General features: G+C 70.8%; 13 protein-coding genes. 10 read left to right on the forward strand and 3 right to left on the reverse strand.

Going from position 1 to position 13,944, the window contains the following annotated elements:
• Positions 1-5: 5 nt before the first annotated feature.
• Positions 6-1,121 carry an aminomethyltransferase family protein gene (locus P3W85_RS35495; protein ID WP_276268201.1) on the reverse strand — a complete coding sequence of 372 codons (1,116 nt, stop codon included), beginning with the start codon at positions 1,119-1,121 and terminating at the stop codon, positions 6-8.
• Between the two features lie 214 nt (positions 1,122-1,335).
• Here P3W85_RS35495 and P3W85_RS35500 point away from each other — a divergent pair, with 214 nt between their 5' ends.
• From P3W85_RS35500 to P3W85_RS35525, 6 genes are all read left to right on the forward strand, one after another.
• Entirely contained in the window at positions 1,336-3,384 is a 2,049-nt protein-coding gene (locus P3W85_RS35500) for a sigma-54-dependent Fis family transcriptional regulator (protein ID WP_276268202.1), read from the forward strand.
• A 222-nt stretch (positions 3,385-3,606) separates the two neighbouring features.
• The gene (locus P3W85_RS35505; protein WP_276268203.1) at positions 3,607-4,713 is read left to right on the forward strand and encodes a beta-ribofuranosylaminobenzene 5'-phosphate synthase family protein; all 1,107 of its coding nucleotides are present in this window, start codon (positions 3,607-3,609) and stop codon (positions 4,711-4,713) included.
• 124 nt (positions 4,714-4,837) lie between these two features.
• Entirely contained in the window at positions 4,838-5,743 is a 906-nt protein-coding gene (locus tag P3W85_RS35510) for an NAD(P)-dependent methylenetetrahydromethanopterin dehydrogenase (RefSeq protein WP_276268204.1), read from the forward strand.
• Between the two features lie 41 nt (positions 5,744-5,784).
• A complete protein-coding gene (gene mch, locus P3W85_RS35515; RefSeq protein ID WP_276268205.1) occupies positions 5,785-6,798 on the forward strand; it encodes a methenyltetrahydromethanopterin cyclohydrolase in 1,014 nt (337 codons plus the stop codon).
• Position 6,799: 1 nt separating this feature from the next.
• The gene (locus tag P3W85_RS35520) at positions 6,800-7,786 is read left to right on the forward strand and encodes an ATP-grasp domain-containing protein (RefSeq protein WP_276268206.1); all 987 of its coding nucleotides are present in this window, start codon (positions 6,800-6,802) and stop codon (positions 7,784-7,786) included.
• Entirely contained in the window at positions 7,783-8,709 is a 927-nt protein-coding gene (locus tag P3W85_RS35525) for a triphosphoribosyl-dephospho-CoA synthase (RefSeq protein WP_276268207.1), read from the forward strand. Before P3W85_RS35520 ends, P3W85_RS35525 begins: the two co-directional genes overlap by 4 nt.
• A 91-nt stretch (positions 8,710-8,800) precedes the next feature.
• Here the strand turns inward: P3W85_RS35525 and P3W85_RS35530 are convergent, their stop codons facing one another.
• The gene (locus P3W85_RS35530; protein WP_430869683.1) at positions 8,801-9,328 is read right to left on the reverse strand and encodes a dihydroneopterin aldolase; all 528 of its coding nucleotides are present in this window, start codon (positions 9,326-9,328) and stop codon (positions 8,801-8,803) included.
• A gap of 381 nt (positions 9,329-9,709) precedes the next feature.
• On the opposite strand from P3W85_RS35530, the gene P3W85_RS35535 reads away from it, so the two are divergent.
• From P3W85_RS35535 to P3W85_RS35550, 4 genes are read left to right on the forward strand one after another with little or no spacing between them, the layout of a single operon-like run.
• The gene (locus P3W85_RS35535) at positions 9,710-10,309 is read left to right on the forward strand and encodes a flavoprotein (RefSeq protein ID WP_017231254.1); all 600 of its coding nucleotides are present in this window, start codon (positions 9,710-9,712) and stop codon (positions 10,307-10,309) included.
• Complete coding sequence (locus P3W85_RS35540; protein WP_017231253.1) at positions 10,288-11,673, forward strand: DUF6513 domain-containing protein; 1,386 nt, start codon at positions 10,288-10,290, stop codon at positions 11,671-11,673. The genes P3W85_RS35535 and P3W85_RS35540 overlap by 22 nt, the downstream gene beginning before the upstream one ends.
• Before the next feature lie 31 nt (positions 11,674-11,704).
• The gene (locus P3W85_RS35545; protein ID WP_276268208.1) at positions 11,705-12,337 is read left to right on the forward strand and encodes a DUF447 domain-containing protein; all 633 of its coding nucleotides are present in this window, start codon (positions 11,705-11,707) and stop codon (positions 12,335-12,337) included.
• Entirely contained in the window at positions 12,334-13,038 is a 705-nt protein-coding gene (locus tag P3W85_RS35550; protein ID WP_276268209.1) for a (5-formylfuran-3-yl)methyl phosphate synthase, read from the forward strand. Before P3W85_RS35545 ends, P3W85_RS35550 begins: the two co-directional genes overlap by 4 nt.
• Before the next feature lie 25 nt (positions 13,039-13,063).
• On the opposite strand, the gene P3W85_RS35555 is transcribed toward P3W85_RS35550, so the two are convergent.
• The gene (locus P3W85_RS35555) at positions 13,064-13,660 is read right to left on the reverse strand and encodes an aspartate kinase (protein ID WP_276268210.1); all 597 of its coding nucleotides are present in this window, start codon (positions 13,658-13,660) and stop codon (positions 13,064-13,066) included.
• Positions 13,661-13,944: the final 284 nt, after the last annotated feature.

Consider the following 13,944-nt stretch of genomic DNA (forward strand, 5'->3'; position numbering starts at 1 on the left):
GGGGTTCAGGCAGCCTTGACCTGGGTGCGCAGGCGCTGCGGATCGTAGAACGGCGTCTTCGTCACCGTGCCCGCATGGGTGCCGTTGCCGTCGCGGATCTCGACCCTGGTGCCCAGCGCCTTGCAGCCCGGCAGCAGGTGCACCAGCGCCAGCGATTGCATCAGGTAGCGGCTGAAGGTGGCGCTGGTCACCACGCCAGCCTCCTTGCCATCCACGAAGATCTTCGCTCCGGCCTCCACCGCGCGGTCATGGCGCACCGCCACGCCGGCCTGGAAGAAGCGCTCCTTGCCGCGCGCATTCAGCAGCGCCGCCTTGCCCACATAGCCGGCGGCCTTGTCGGTGTCGATGGCCCAGCCGAGATTGACCTCCCACGGCGTGGTGTCGCCTTCCGGCATGTCGAAAGGGAAAAACAGCAGGGCGGCCTCGATCCGCGCCAGCTCGAGCGAATCCCAGGCGCAGGGAATCAGCCCTTGCGGCTTGCCTGCCTCCAGCAGCGCGTCCCACAGGGCGACCGCGTCCGCGGACGCGCAGGCGATCTCGAAGCCTTCCTCGCCGGAGTAGCCGCCCCGGGAGATGACGATGCCGTGGCCGAACAGGGTGGTCTCGCGGTGCGCGAAGTACGGCAGGGAAGGCAGGGCGATGCCGACGTGCGCCTTGAGGATGGCCGCGGCGCGCGGCCCTTGCAGCGACAGCATGTGCACATCGAAGTCCTGCTCCCAGGCCACGTCGCGCCCCTGGGAGAGCGCGGCCAGCTGCCGCTGCGTATTGCCGCTGCCGTGGGACAGGCGGTACCGGTTCTCGCCATCGCAGATCACCATCAGGTCATCGCTGACGGCGCCGTTCTCGTCGACGGCGGCGGCCAGCCGCGCGGTACCCGGGCGCAGGCGGTGCACATCGATCGGCACCATGCCGTCGATGACCGCGGCGGCATCGGGACCGGACACCTTGACGATGTTCAGGCCGCTGATGTCGTACAGGCCGGCGGCGGTGCGCACGGCCACCACCTCGTCCTGCGGATCGCGCCGGTAGCGCCAGGGGATCGGCATATCGTTCCAGGTGTCGCCGTCCAGGTTCGAGCCAAGCTCGCGATGCCGTGCGTTCAGGATGGATTGTCTGCTCATGTGTGCTCTCCGCTGGGGTGCTTGCATTGGTGTCGAGTATGGCCAGCGCACGCCCGCCCAGCCATTTCCACTTGGCACTACCTCCTAGGTAGTAGCTGCCGCCCGTCCCCGTCCCTCGGCGGGCGTGGCTACCGCCTAAGAGGTATTGCGGCCGCCGGCCCCGTTGCGCAGACTCCTGCCACGGAAGTACGCCAGCGCAGCAGGAGACCTATCCATGACGGCCTTGACCCTGACCCAGCTCCCCGTGCGGCCCGCGGGCACCCATGCCGAGCGCATTGCGCGCGCCGTCGCCTGCCCGCAGTCGGCGACGGATGCCAGCGCCGCGGTGGTTCGCTCATGGACCCGTTGCCTGGGCGAATACGGGCTCGATCCGGAACTGCGTCCGGTGCCGCCGGTGCTCTCCGCCAGCGAACTGCGCGAGCGTAGCCAACGCTTCGATGCCCTGGCCGACTGTGCCCGGCTGGAGATGACCACGCTCTATCAACAGCTCGCCGACCCCGATATGGCGGTGATGCTGACCGATGCCGAGGGCGTCGTCATGCATCTGGTCGCCTCCGACCGGTTCGCGCGGGAGATCGCCCCGGAAGGCCTGCGCGTCGGCGCCATCTGGAGCGAGCGCGAAGCCGGCACCAATGGCATGGGCACCTGCCTGGCGGAAGGCGGCGCGGTGGCGATCCGCCAGCACGAGCATTTCTTCCAGCGCTATGCCGCCCTCACCTGCTCGGCGGCGCCGATCTTCGACGAGAACGGCGAGCTGGCGGCGGTGCTCGATGTCACCAGCCGCTCGCCCCTGCTGCTGCAGCAGCATTCCCCGGTCCTGGTCGGCATGTCGTGCCGCAATATCGAGAACCGGCTGTTCGACGCCCGCTTGCGCCATGCCTATCCGATCCGCTTCCACAGCCAGCCGGAACTGGTCTACACCGCCGGCGAGGGCAAGCTCGCGGTCGACCGGGACGGCGTGGTGCTCGCCGCCAACCGCAGCGCCCTGCTCCAGCTCGGCTGCCATTCGATGCAGGCATTGCGCGGCAAGCGCATCGACGAACTGTTCATGAGCACGCTCGACGAACTCGTGGCGCGCAGCGCGCGCCAGTCCTTTCATCCGGTGCCGGTCTATCTCGCGCAGGCATCCGACCGCTTTTTCATGGTCGCGCAGCAGCCGCCGCAGGACTGCCAGCCGCGGGTGGCCCGCCCGGCGGCGCGCCAGGCCGCGCCGCGCGAGTCCGCGGCGCCAGCGCCCGGGCACGCTTTGCCAGCCGCGGGCGATCCGCGCATGGACGCGCAGATCCGGCTCGCCACGCGGGTCATCGCGCGCAATGTGCCCGTCCTGCTTCATGGCGAAACCGGCACCGGCAAGGACGTCTTCGCCAATGCGCTGCACGCCGCCAGCCCGGCGGCGCGGGGCGCGTTCGTTGCCATCAATTGCGCCTCGCTGCCGGAATCGCTGATCGAAAGCGAGCTGTTCGGCTACCGGGCGGGCGCCTTTACCGGCGCCCAGCGCGAAGGCCGGCGCGGCAAGATCCTGCAGGCCGACGGCGGCACGCTGTTCCTCGACGAGATCGGCGACATGCCGATGGCCCTGCAGGCGCGCCTGCTGCGCGTGCTGGAGGAGCGGCGGGTAACGCCGCTGGGCTCCGAGACCGCTACCAGGGTCGAGTTCCAGCTGATCAGCGCCAGCCACCGCAACCTGGCCGAACTGGTCCACGACGGGCGCTTCCGCGAGGACCTGTTCTACCGGCTGAGCGGCGTTGAACTGCGCCTGCCGCCCTTGCGCGAGCGCGCCGACCGGCTGGCCCTGATCCACGCCATCCTGGCGGAGGAAGCGGGCCCGGGCGAGGCCCCGCCCACGCTTGCGCCGGACGCCGAGCAGGCGCTGATGCGCTACGACTGGCCCGGCAACCTGCGCCAGCTGCGCTACGCGCTGCGCACCGCCGTGGCCCTGTGCGACGGCGCGCGGCTGACCAGCCGGCAACTCCCGCCGGAAGTCGTGCAAGGCGCGCCACGCCCTGCACGCCATGGCCGTGGCGCTGCCAGCGACGGGGCCGAGGCGGGCAAGGCCGCGCAGGAAACCCTGCCGCCCTTCAACGCCATCCAGTTGAACGAACGCAAAACCATCCTGGACCTGCTGCAGATACACCGCTGGAACGTCAGCACCGTGGCCCGCACGCTGCGGGTCAGCCGCAATACGCTGTACCGCAAGATGCGCCTGCTATGCATCGAGATCGCACGGGAGGCGGCGGCGTCACGGCCTGCAGCCGGGGACTGAGAGCGCTTCACCCGCGTCCCGCCTTGCGCCATGACACCTTGTCCGCAAAGCGGGACGCGGACCATGACACGCTGTCACCCGCCCGGCCGTGCGCCCTTCGCTGGCAGGCGCCCGGCGCAATGGTATGCCGTTTGCTAGTGGCTAGTGACTAGTGACTAGTGACTGGATTAACTGGATCGACCCGATCAGGCTGGCAAGGCGATTCGCGAAAGGCCCTCATCCATGCAAACGCTCGATAAGCTCGATAAGTTCGACAAGTCCGACAGGCCTGCCCGCGACAGCCATGGCCTCAACCCGCCCGGCACGGTCAGGGTTCACGCCAACGGGCGCCTGCATCTGGGTTTTCTCGACCCGGGCGCTTCGCTGGGGCGGCGCTTCGGCAGCCTGGGCCTGTCGATCGGCGGTCCGTCGACCCTCCTCGATCTCGGCCCGGCGGCGCAGGACCGGGTCGCCGCGGCGGACCCTGCCGCGCGACAGGAAGTCCCGCGCGTCTCAGCCTGGCTGGAACGGCTGAAGCAGGCCAGCGGCATCCAGCAGCCGCTGGCGGTGTGGCTGCATGAGGTACTGCCGGCACATGCGGGCTTTGGCTCGGGCACGCAGCTGGCGCTGGCGCTGGGCCGGGCGTTCGCCGGATTGCACGGCCTGCCGTGGTCGGGCGCCGACATCGCCCGCCTGCTCGGACGCGGAGGCCGCTCCGGCGTCGGCATCGCCGCGTTCGAACGCGGCGGGCTGCTGGTGGACAGCGGCCCGCGCAGCGCGGGCAGCGTGGCGCCGTTGACGGCGCGTTTCGACTTCCCGCCCGGCTGGCGCATCGTGCTGCTGCTCGACCACAGCCGCACCGGCCTGCACGGCACGGCTGAGAAGCAGGCCATGCAAGGGCTCCCGTCCTTCCCGCAGGCACTGTCCGCCGATCTCTGCCACCGCGTGCTGATGCAGATCCTGCCGGCGGCGGCCGAGCAGGATTTCGCGCCCTTCGCCGCGGGGCTCAATCACCTGCAGCAGGTCATCGGCGGCTACTTCGCGCCGGCGCAGGGAGGCGTGTACAGCAGTCCGGCGGTCAGCCGCGCGCTGGACTGGATCTCGCGCCACGCCCATGCCAACGCGGCCGCGATCGGCCAGAGCTCGTGGGGTCCGACCGGATTCGCCATCGTGCCCTCGCAGGCAGCGGCGGAACAGGCGGTGGCCGGCGTGCGCGCGGCGGGGCTGCTGGAGCCGCGCCTCCAGGCCCGCATCGTCACGGGCGCCAATCGCGGAGCACAGGTGGCGCCGCCGGCGCGGCATGAGGCGAGCCTGTCGAAGCAGACGGTTGCTTGCCGCGCGACGGCGTAGCGCGCGCCCGCGCTCTCCCCGGGAACCGCTTCCGCGGGAGAAGGCCGGTTGGAGGCACGTCAGATGCTGCCTCCCGGGACCGATGAATTTGAAATCAAGCCCTCAGACCACGGAGCAACCCAGAATGGCACGCCCCTACATCCTCCACATGTTCACGCCAGGCCGGCAAGCCAGCCCCTTCGACGTCAACATGGCCATCGACGCCGGCTACGAGCACGTCATCCCTTATGCCGAGGTCACCCGCGACAACATCGCCGCCCTGACCCAGGACGCCATCTTCTCCCGCGGGCCCAAAGGCGTGGCCAGCACGGGCCTATTCATCGGCGGGCGCGACGTGGTGCTGGCGGCTGACATGCTCGACGCGGCGCGCAAGGCCATGGTGCCGCCGTTCGCGGTATCGGTCTTCGCCGACCCGAGCGGTTCCTACACCACCGCCGCGGCGCTGGTGGCGGCCGTCGAGCGGCAACTGCGCAAGGCGCACCGGACCGATTTCTCCGGCCGGCGGGTGCTGGTGCTCGGCGGCGGCGGCGCGGTCGGCCGTGTCGCCGGCGCGCTGGCCTCGCAACTGGGCGCGCAGGTGTGGCTGTCCAACCGTACCGACGAGACACAGGCCGTGCGCATCAGCCGGGAGACCAATGCGCGCTTCAACGCGCAGACCGAGGGCCTCCTGATCCGCTCGGCGGACGCGCTGCGGGCGGCGCTGGCCGATGCGGACATCGTATTTGCCACCGCCAGCGCCGGCGTCCAGGTCGTCGGCGAGGCGGACCGGGCCGCCGCCGGCAAGCTGCTGGTGGCCGCCGACGTCAACGCCGTGCCGCCGGCCGGCATCGCCGGGGTGGATGCCATGGACGACGGCAAGGGCATCGGTGCCGGCCGGGCGGTGGGGGTCGGCGCGCTCGCCATCGGCAATATCAAGTACCAGGTCCAGCACCGGCTGTTCCTGGCCATGCGCGAAGCCGCCGGGCCGGTCTACCTGGGCTTCCCCGAAGCCATGGCCATGGCGCGCACCGTGGCGGCCGAACTGCCCTGAACGCAAGGCGCCGGCACATCCACCATCGAACCGAGGCACCCATGCCAAGCACAACGCATTCCAGCCCTGCCAGCACACTCAGCGTCAACGCGCTCAGCCAGCCGCTCGTCGCGCGCCTGCTCGACCATCGTGCCGAGTGGCAGCTCGCGGTCTCCGAAGGGCCCCAGGGCGTGCGCATCGTCGATGCCGGCGTCGCGGCGCGCGGCAGCGTCGAGGCGGGCATCGCCATCGCCGGCATCTGCATGGGCGGGCTGGGCCAGGTGCGGCTGCGGCACGGCAGCGAAGGCTGGCCCACGCAGATCGAGGTCAGCAGCGGCCAGCCCGTGCTCGCCTGCCTGGCGAGCCAGTACGCCGGCTGGAGCCTGAGCGCCAGCAAGGAGGAAACCGGCGGCAAGGCATTCTTCGCGCTGGGCTCCGGGCCGGCGCGCGCGCTGGCCGGCAAGGAAACGCTGTTCGAGGAACTCGGCTACCGCGACCGCCTCCCCGGCGGCGACGGCAGCGCCTGCCTGGTACTGGAGGTCGACCGCGCGCCGCCGGAGATCGTGATCCGGAAGCTCCTGCGGGACTGCGGGCTGCGGCCCGGGCAACTGACCATCGTCCTCACGCCGACGGCCAGCCTGGCCGGCACCACGCAGGTGGTGGGCCGCGTGCTGGAGGTTGCGCTGCACAAGGCGCACGTGCTTGGTTTTCCGCTGGACCGCATCCTCGGCGGCAGTGGCGCCGCGCCGCTGCCGCCGCCCGGCGCCGACGCGGGCGAGGCGATGGGCCGCACCAACGACGCCATCCTCTATGGCGGCAGCGTGCACCTCACGGTCGACACCGACGACGACACCGCCCGGGCGCTGGCACAGGACCTCCCGTCAGCCAGGTCGCGCGACTATGGAAGGCCCTTCGCCGACGTGTTCAAGGAGTACGGCTACGATTTCTACCGCATCGACCCGGCCCTGTTCGCCCCGGCCGAGGCCTGGGTCAGCAATCTCGCTTCCGGCCGGACCTGGCACGCGGGCGCGCCGAACCTGCCGCTGCTGCGCGCCCAATGGCTGCAGGAGGCCTGACATGACCGCCGCCCCATCGCGCGGGCCGCTGCGCGTCGCCATCATGACCGACGAAACGGGCTGGCATACCGCCCGGCTGAAGCAGGCGCTGCGCGAGCGCGCCTGCGAAGGCCGCTGCGTCAACCTGGCGGACTGCCGGATCGACACCACCTGGGCCTGGCACGGGCTGGTGATCCCGGGCTATGGGCGCGGCCTGCCGGACGCCGTGATCGTGCGCGGCCTTGCCTCCGGCAGCTTCGAGCAGGTCACGCTGCGGCTGGGCATCCTGCACGCGCTGCGCGAGCTGGGCGTGCCCGTGTACAACGATGCGCGCGCCATCGAGCGCAGCGTGGACAAGGGCATGACAAGCTTCCTGCTGCATCTGGCCGGTATTCCCACCCCCGCCACCTGGGTGAGCGAGTCCGTGCCGCAGGCGCAGCGCACGGTCATGCGCGAAAGCGCGGCCGGGCGCGCGCTGGTGCTCAAGCCGCTGTTCGGCTCGCAGGGCAAGGGGCTGCGGCGCATCGGGGCGGCGGCGGGCGATGCGCCGGTGCCCTTGCCCGCGCTGGCGGCGTACCGGCATGTGGCCTACCTGCAGCGCTTCGTGCCCTCCCGGGCCGCGCCAGGCCAGCCCGGATTCGACTGGCGCGTGCTGGTGGTGGGCGGACGGGCGGTGGCGGCCATGCGCCGCGTCAGCCAGGGCTGGATCCACAATGTGGCGCAAGGCGCCCGCTGCGAGCATGCCGAGCTCGCGCCGGCGCTGGCCGCGCTCTCCGTGCGCGCTGCCGAGGCGCTTGGCCTCGACTATGCCGGCGTGGATCTCGTCCCCATCGGCGAAGGCGAGAACCCGGACCGGGCCATGGTCATCGAGGTCAATGGCGTGGCGGCCTGGCATGGACTCCAGTCCGTGACCAGGGTCGATATCGCCGGCCTGCTGGTCGACGACCTGCTGGCCCGCAAGCTGCCCGCGGCGCGCAGCGCACCCGCGCGCCGCGCAGCCGTGGCGTGAGGGCGGCACCGGACGCCGGGGCGGCCGGCAACGCGGCGGCGGCATTCCTGTGGGCGTGCACGCTGGACGTGACCGTGGCCAAGCCGGGCAACGTCAGCATCGATGCCCCCGGCCACGGCATGACCGCCGGGCTCTTCCTGGACAGCGCGGCGGCGGCGGCGGCCCCGCTGACCAACCGCGCGCTCCAGGTCGGCGAACGCATCGAGCAGGCGGTCGCGCAAACCCGGGCGATTGCGCGGTGCAATACCAACCTTGGCATCCTGCTGCTATGCGCGCCGCTTGCGGCTGCCATGGAAAGCGGGCCGCCGCGCGATGCCGATGCGCTCGGCAAGCGGATCGAGGCGGTACTGGCAGGCCTGACCGTGGCCGATGCCGAAGCCGCCTACCGGGCCATTGCGCATGCCATGCCGGCCGGCCTTGGCGCCGCGCCGGAGCAGGACGTGGCCGCCACGCCCACGGTCGGCCTGCGCGCCGCCATGCAGCTGGCTGCCATGCGCGATACGGTGGCGCGCCAGTATGCCAACGGCTATGCCGACCTCTTCACGCTCGGCCTGCCGGTGCTGCGCAGGCACCTGGCCGGGCATGGCGCCTGGCCCGGGCGGCTGCAGCGGGCGGTGACGGCAGTCTATCTCGCCTTCCTGGCGCGCTTTCCGGACTCGCACATCGCGCGCAAGCACGGGCTGCCGGCGGCAAGGCGCGTCAGCGACCGGGCACGCCTGTTCCACGGGCGCCTCGAGGCGGGCCAGCCCATCGATGCCGGGGCGCTCGCGCAATGGGACCGGGAGCTGAAAGCCGCCGGCCTGAACCCTGGCACCAGTGCCGACCTGACGGTGGCCAGCGCGATGATCGCGGGCTGCCTCGACCCGGCCCTGTGCGCGATGCCCATCGATCCGGGCCCGGCCGGCGCCGGCCGTACCAGGTGATGCGGCGGTAGTGCGGCAGCGGCAGTGCGGCGGCAGCCGCGGAACGGCGCGGCGCCGGCCGGTTCCGCCGCCACGCCGGGGCAGACCCTGATCAGAAGCCGGCCGCGCCCCGGCCCGGCCAGCCATGCCCGTGGTCTTGCGCGCGCAGGGCCTCGTCCCGGCGCCGCTCTATCGCGACCCCCACCGCCTCGACGTCGTCGAACTTCTTCGGCTTGACCACCACCACGCGCACCCAGTGCGCCCCAAAATCCTCCAGCAGCAGTTGCGCCACGCGCTCGGCAAAGGCCTCCAGCAACTGCAGGCGGTGCGTGTCCAGCAACGCGCGCAAGGCGGTGCGGACCCTGCCGTAGTCGATGGTGTCGCCGATCCGGTCGCTGCTGCAGGCGGCGCTGCGCGGCAGCCCGGCGGTCAGGTCGATGCGCAGCGGCTGTGGCGTGCGCAGTTCGCTATCGTCGATGCCGATGATGGTCTGCCCTTCGAAGCCTTCGATAAAGATCAGGTCCATCAGGCCGGGCGAGCGCGCCGGCGCCTCCCCGCCGGCCATCGATTCCGCCATCAGTCCCGGCAGCAAGCCAAACCCGGCCGCATCGGCCCGCATCATCATGTCGTCTCGTTTCATCTGCCCTCCGAGCAATGCACGCGCTACGCGGCGCAGGCTGCGCAAGCTGCGTGTCAACGCGCTACGGCCCCGGCCGCGCTCCGGTGCCAGTCTCGCAAGAAGCAGGCCACACGGACGCGCGGGGCGGCGCCCCGGTTCCGACGCGGCCCGGCGGGCGGCCGGCGTGGCGCGGCTGCGCGGGACACAGGCAAGCGGACGGCACAACCTGTCCCGCCGGCGGCACAGCCGGCACGGCGCAACCGGCCGCCAGGGCCATGCGGATCAACGCGCCGGCGCCAGGCACGACTCCTGCAATCGTTGCTGCCGAGGTCGACCACCCTAGCGAGCCGCACGTTGCCCCATCCATCCGCAGCCACCCTTGCCGACACAGAAGGATTCGCCGTGATCGACGGCGATGGCATCGAGGCCCTTGCGCCCGACGACGGCGTGCCCCGCTTTGCCTGGGCCATTACCGGCTCCGGGCATTTCCTCGAGGAAAGCCTGGCGCTGGCCGCCACCCTGCCCGATGTGGACCTGTTCCTGTCGCGCGCGGCCGAGGAAGTGCTGGCGATCTACGGCATCCAGCTCAAGGACCTCAAGGCGCGCTTCCGGGTCTTTCGCGACAAGACCGCCAGCGCGGCGCCGGTGGGCATGTTCTACGCGCGCCGCTACCACACCGCCATCGTCGCGCCGGCCACCAGCAACACGGTCGCCAAATGCGCCTTCGGCATCTCCGACACGCTGCCGACCAATGTCCTTGCCCAGGCCGGCAAGCTCGGCATTCCCGGCATCGTGTACGCCTGCGATACCGAGCCGGTGGTGGTGACCAAGGGGCCGCACGGCTGGCTGAAGCTGCACCCCCGCAATATCGAGCTGGAGAACGTGGCGCGCCTGCGCCGCATCGACCATTGCCAGGTGGTGTGCTCCATCGGCGAGTTGCGGGGCGCACTGGATCAACGACTCAAGGCACTGTCCCTGACATGGAACATATCGTCTTCCTGACCGGCCGCCTGGCGGAAAAAGGCCTGGAACGCGTGCTGCGGAGCCTGGAGCCCGCGCCGTTTACCTGGGAAATCCGCGAAATCGGCCTGCAGGTGGCCGCGCTGATGACCGCCGACCTGGTGCGCCGCCGCGTGGCGGCGCCGGTGGCAGCGGACCGCATCATCGTCCCGGGCCGCTGCCGCGGCGATCTGGACGCGCTGTCGCAGCACTACGGCATGCCGGTCGAGCGCGGGCCGGAAGAACTCAAGGACCTGCCCCACTTCTTCAACCGCAAGGCCAGGCCGGCCGACCTGTCGCAACACGATATCGCCATCTTCGCCGAGATCGTCGACGCCCCCCAGCTCGATATCGAGGGCGTATGCGCGCGGGCGCGCCGGCACCGGGCGGACGGCGCCGACGTGATCGACCTTGGCTGCCTGCCCGCCACGCCCTTCCCGCACCTGGAGGAAACGGTGCGCGCGCTGAAGGCGGAGGGCTTCCTGGTCAGCGTGGATTCGATGAGCGCCGACGAGCTGGTGCGTGGCGGCAAGGCCGGCGCGGACTACTTGCTCAGCCTGACCCTGGAGACCCTGTGGGTGGCGGACGAAGTGGCTTCCACGCCGATCCTGGTGCCGCAGCAGCCGGGCGACGAGGCATCGCTGTACGCGGCGGTGGAAGCCATGGAGCAGCGCGGCCGGGCCTATATCGCCGATGCCATCCTCGACCCCATCCCGTTCGGCCTGCTGGCCTCGCTCGGGCGCTACGAGCGGCTGCGCCAGCGCTTTCCCAAGGCGCCCATCCTGCTCGGCGTGGGCAACCTGACCGAGCTGACCGAGGCCGACACCGGCGGCATCAACGCCATCCTGATGGGTATCGCGGTGGAGCTGCATGCCTGCGCGATCCTGACCACGCAGGTCAGCGGCCATGCGCGCCGCGCCATTCGCGAAGCCGATGTGGCGCGCCGGATGATGTACGCCGCGCGCGAGCAGAATGCCTTGCCCAAAGGCATCACCGACCAGATGATGACGCTGCATGCGCGCGAACCCTATCCCGATACGCCGGAGGAAATCGCCGAGACCGCCAGCGCGATCCGCGACCCCAACTTCCGCGTGCAGGTGTCCGAGCAAGGGATCCACGCCTACAACCGCGACGGGCACCATGTGGCGGCGGACCCCTTCACGCTGTTTCCTCGGCTGCAGCTGGAGCACGATGGCAACCACGCCTTCTACATGGGCGTGGAGCTGGCCCGCGCGGAGATCGCCTGGCGGCTGGGCAAGCGCTACGTGCAGGACCAGTCGCTGGACTGGGGCTGCGCGGACGAGCGGGAGGCGCAGGACCTGAGCGAATGGTGCGCCCCTGGCGCCACCATGAAGAAACGGGCATGAAGCCGAGAGAGGCATGCGAGGCATGAGAGCCATGAGCAATGACGTGATCTACGAAACCATCGTCACCACCGTCTCGGCGGCGGGTGCGCCGCATATCGCGCCGATGGGCGTGCGCTACGCTGGCGGCGACATCGTGCTGATGCCGTTCCGGCCCTCCGCCACCTACGACAATATCGTCGGCACCGGCACTGCCGTGGTCAACCTGACCACGGACGTGCGCGTCTTCGCCGGCTGCGTCACCGGCCGCCGGCAATGGCCCACCGTGCCGGCGCAGCGGATCCACGGCGTGCGGCTGGCCGGCGCGCTGAGCCACGTCGAGCTGCGCCTGGCGCAGCAGAGCGGCGATCCCGCGCGGCCCTCGCTGCGCATGGCCCGCGTGATCGAGGCCAGCCACGGCGATTTTCCCGGCTTCAACCGCGCGCAGGCGGCGGTCATCGAAGGCGCGGTGCTGGTCAGCCGGCTGCACTTGCTGCCGGCCGACAAGATCGCCCGCGAGATGGCCTACCTGCAGATCGCCATCGACAAGACCGCCGGCGCGGCGGAACGCGAAGCCTGGCAATGGCTGCAGCAACGCGTCGCGGCCTGGCACGCCGGCGATACCGGCCCCGCCCATGGCGCCCGCCACGGTGCCAACCCCGAGCCCACCCTGGAGAAGACCCGATGACATCCCTGCTGACCAGCGTACGCAATGTGGAAGAGGCCCTGCAGGCCGCCACCGCCGGAGCCGACCTGATCGACCTGAAGGAACCCGGCGCCGGGGCGCTCGGCGCGCTGCCGGCGCAAACCGTGCGCGAGGTGGTTGGCGCGGTGCGCGCACGCTGGCCCGGACGCCTGCTGAGCGCGACGATCGGCGACCTGGCGCCGGCCGAGCATGCCGTCATGATGCTGATGGCCGATACCATCGGCAAATGCGGCGTCGACTACGTCAAGGTGGGGATAGCGCCCGGCGCGCAAGCGCGCGAAGCCTTGCAGCGCCTGGCGACCCTGCCGTGGCAGGTAGTACCAGTGTTCCTGGCCGACCACGGGGTGGACCTGAAGCTGGTCGAAGAGGCCTGCGCGATGGGATTCCCGGCGGTGATGGCCGACACCGCGGCCAAGCAGGCGGGCAGCCTGTTCGACCGTGTCGACATGGGCACGCTCGCCGCCATGACCGGCATGGCGCGAAGCCGAGGCGTCAAGGTTGGCCTGGCCGGCTCCCTGCAGCCCGGGCACCTGCCGCGGCTGCTTGCGCTGGCGCCGGACTTCGCCGGCTTCCGCGGCGCGCTGTGCGACGGCGGACGCGCAGGACGGCTCGATCCCGCGAAGGTAGCGGCGCTGCGCGCAGGCTTGCAGCGGACAGGCACGCCGGAACCGCTGCCGGCCTGAGCCACCGGCGTTCAGGCTCAGGACACTAGCCACCGTCTTGCGCAAGCGCGCCCAGCAGCTCGCGCAGCCGCTGCGGCTCGTCCTTCTGCAACAGCGCGACCGGATACGCCGCAGCCCGCGTGTAATGGCAGAAATGCCGGTCGACCACCCCCGCATCCGCATACTGCGCCAGCGTCATCCCCGGCTCGACCGGGCACGACTTGACCAGCACCAGCCGCCGGGCGCCGAGCCGGTTAGCCAGCCAGGCGGCAATGCTATCGGAAGTCGCATCCCAGCTCGCCAGCGCATCCGGCTCCTTGCGCAACAGGCCGAACGGTGTCCATACCGCAACGCCGCCATCGCGCAACACCGCGCGGATCGCATCGTCACTGGCCGCCACCTTCAGCCCCGGGCACAGCCCCTGCAGCATCAAGCCGTACTGGACCATGGCCAGCACCGCCATATTGTGCGCAACCAGGTCATCGAAGCCCCACTGCGCCTGCGACTCGCGCACCGCATCGGCAAACCCGCCGCCTCCCGGCACCACCACCACGCGCCCACCGCCAAACGCAGCCAGCTCCCGCAGCCAATCCCGCAACAGCGGGTCACGCCCCAAGCTGCCGCCAATCTTCACCACATGCACAAGAACCCCCCACACAAAACGCGAAAGAAAGAATGGGAGAGAGGGAGAGGGGAGAAGGAGAGCAAGCAGCCAACAGCCCATCCACAAGCAGCCCGATAGAAGCGGCGGACGACCAATCGGGAGCCACTGCGCCGGTAACGCAGATGCGTGAACTACCACGGCCCATCGCCATCAGGGGCACGACAATAAAAAGCAATGCCATCTGCAGTGGTGATGCCGTTCGCACCGGTAGCGCCAGCAGTCAGGCAGGACTGACGCGCCCACCACGAATCCGCAAAACGCCT

It is taken from the genome of Cupriavidus basilensis, from assembly GCF_029335485.1.
GTDB classification, from domain to species: Bacteria; Pseudomonadota; Gammaproteobacteria; order Burkholderiales; family Burkholderiaceae; genus Cupriavidus; species Cupriavidus basilensis_E.

Excerpts from the sequence above, each read along its gene's own strand:
- P3W85_RS35505 (WP_276268203.1), top strand. The coding sequence starts at position 3,607 with ATGCAAACGCTCGATAAGCTCGATAAGTTCGACAAGTCCGACAGGCCT.
- P3W85_RS35500 (WP_276268202.1), top strand. The coding sequence starts at position 1,336 with ATGACGGCCTTGACCCTGACCCAGCTCCCCGTGCGGCCCGCGGGCACC.
- P3W85_RS35530 (WP_430869683.1), bottom strand. The coding sequence starts at position 9,328 with ATGAAACGAGACGACATGATGATGCGGGCCGATGCGGCCGGGTTTGGC.
- P3W85_RS35510 (WP_276268204.1), top strand. The coding sequence starts at position 4,838 with ATGGCACGCCCCTACATCCTCCACATGTTCACGCCAGGCCGGCAAGCC.
- P3W85_RS35540 (WP_017231253.1), top strand. The coding sequence starts at position 10,288 with ATGGAACATATCGTCTTCCTGACCGGCCGCCTGGCGGAAAAAGGCCTG.
- P3W85_RS35545 (WP_276268208.1), top strand. The coding sequence starts at position 11,705 with ATGAGCAATGACGTGATCTACGAAACCATCGTCACCACCGTCTCGGCG.
- P3W85_RS35520 (WP_276268206.1), top strand. The coding sequence starts at position 6,800 with ATGACCGCCGCCCCATCGCGCGGGCCGCTGCGCGTCGCCATCATGACC.
- P3W85_RS35550 (WP_276268209.1), top strand. The coding sequence starts at position 12,334 with ATGACATCCCTGCTGACCAGCGTACGCAATGTGGAAGAGGCCCTGCAG.
- mch (WP_276268205.1), top strand. The coding sequence starts at position 5,785 with ATGCCAAGCACAACGCATTCCAGCCCTGCCAGCACACTCAGCGTCAAC.
- P3W85_RS35495 (WP_276268201.1), bottom strand. The coding sequence starts at position 1,121 with ATGAGCAGACAATCCATCCTGAACGCACGGCATCGCGAGCTTGGCTCG.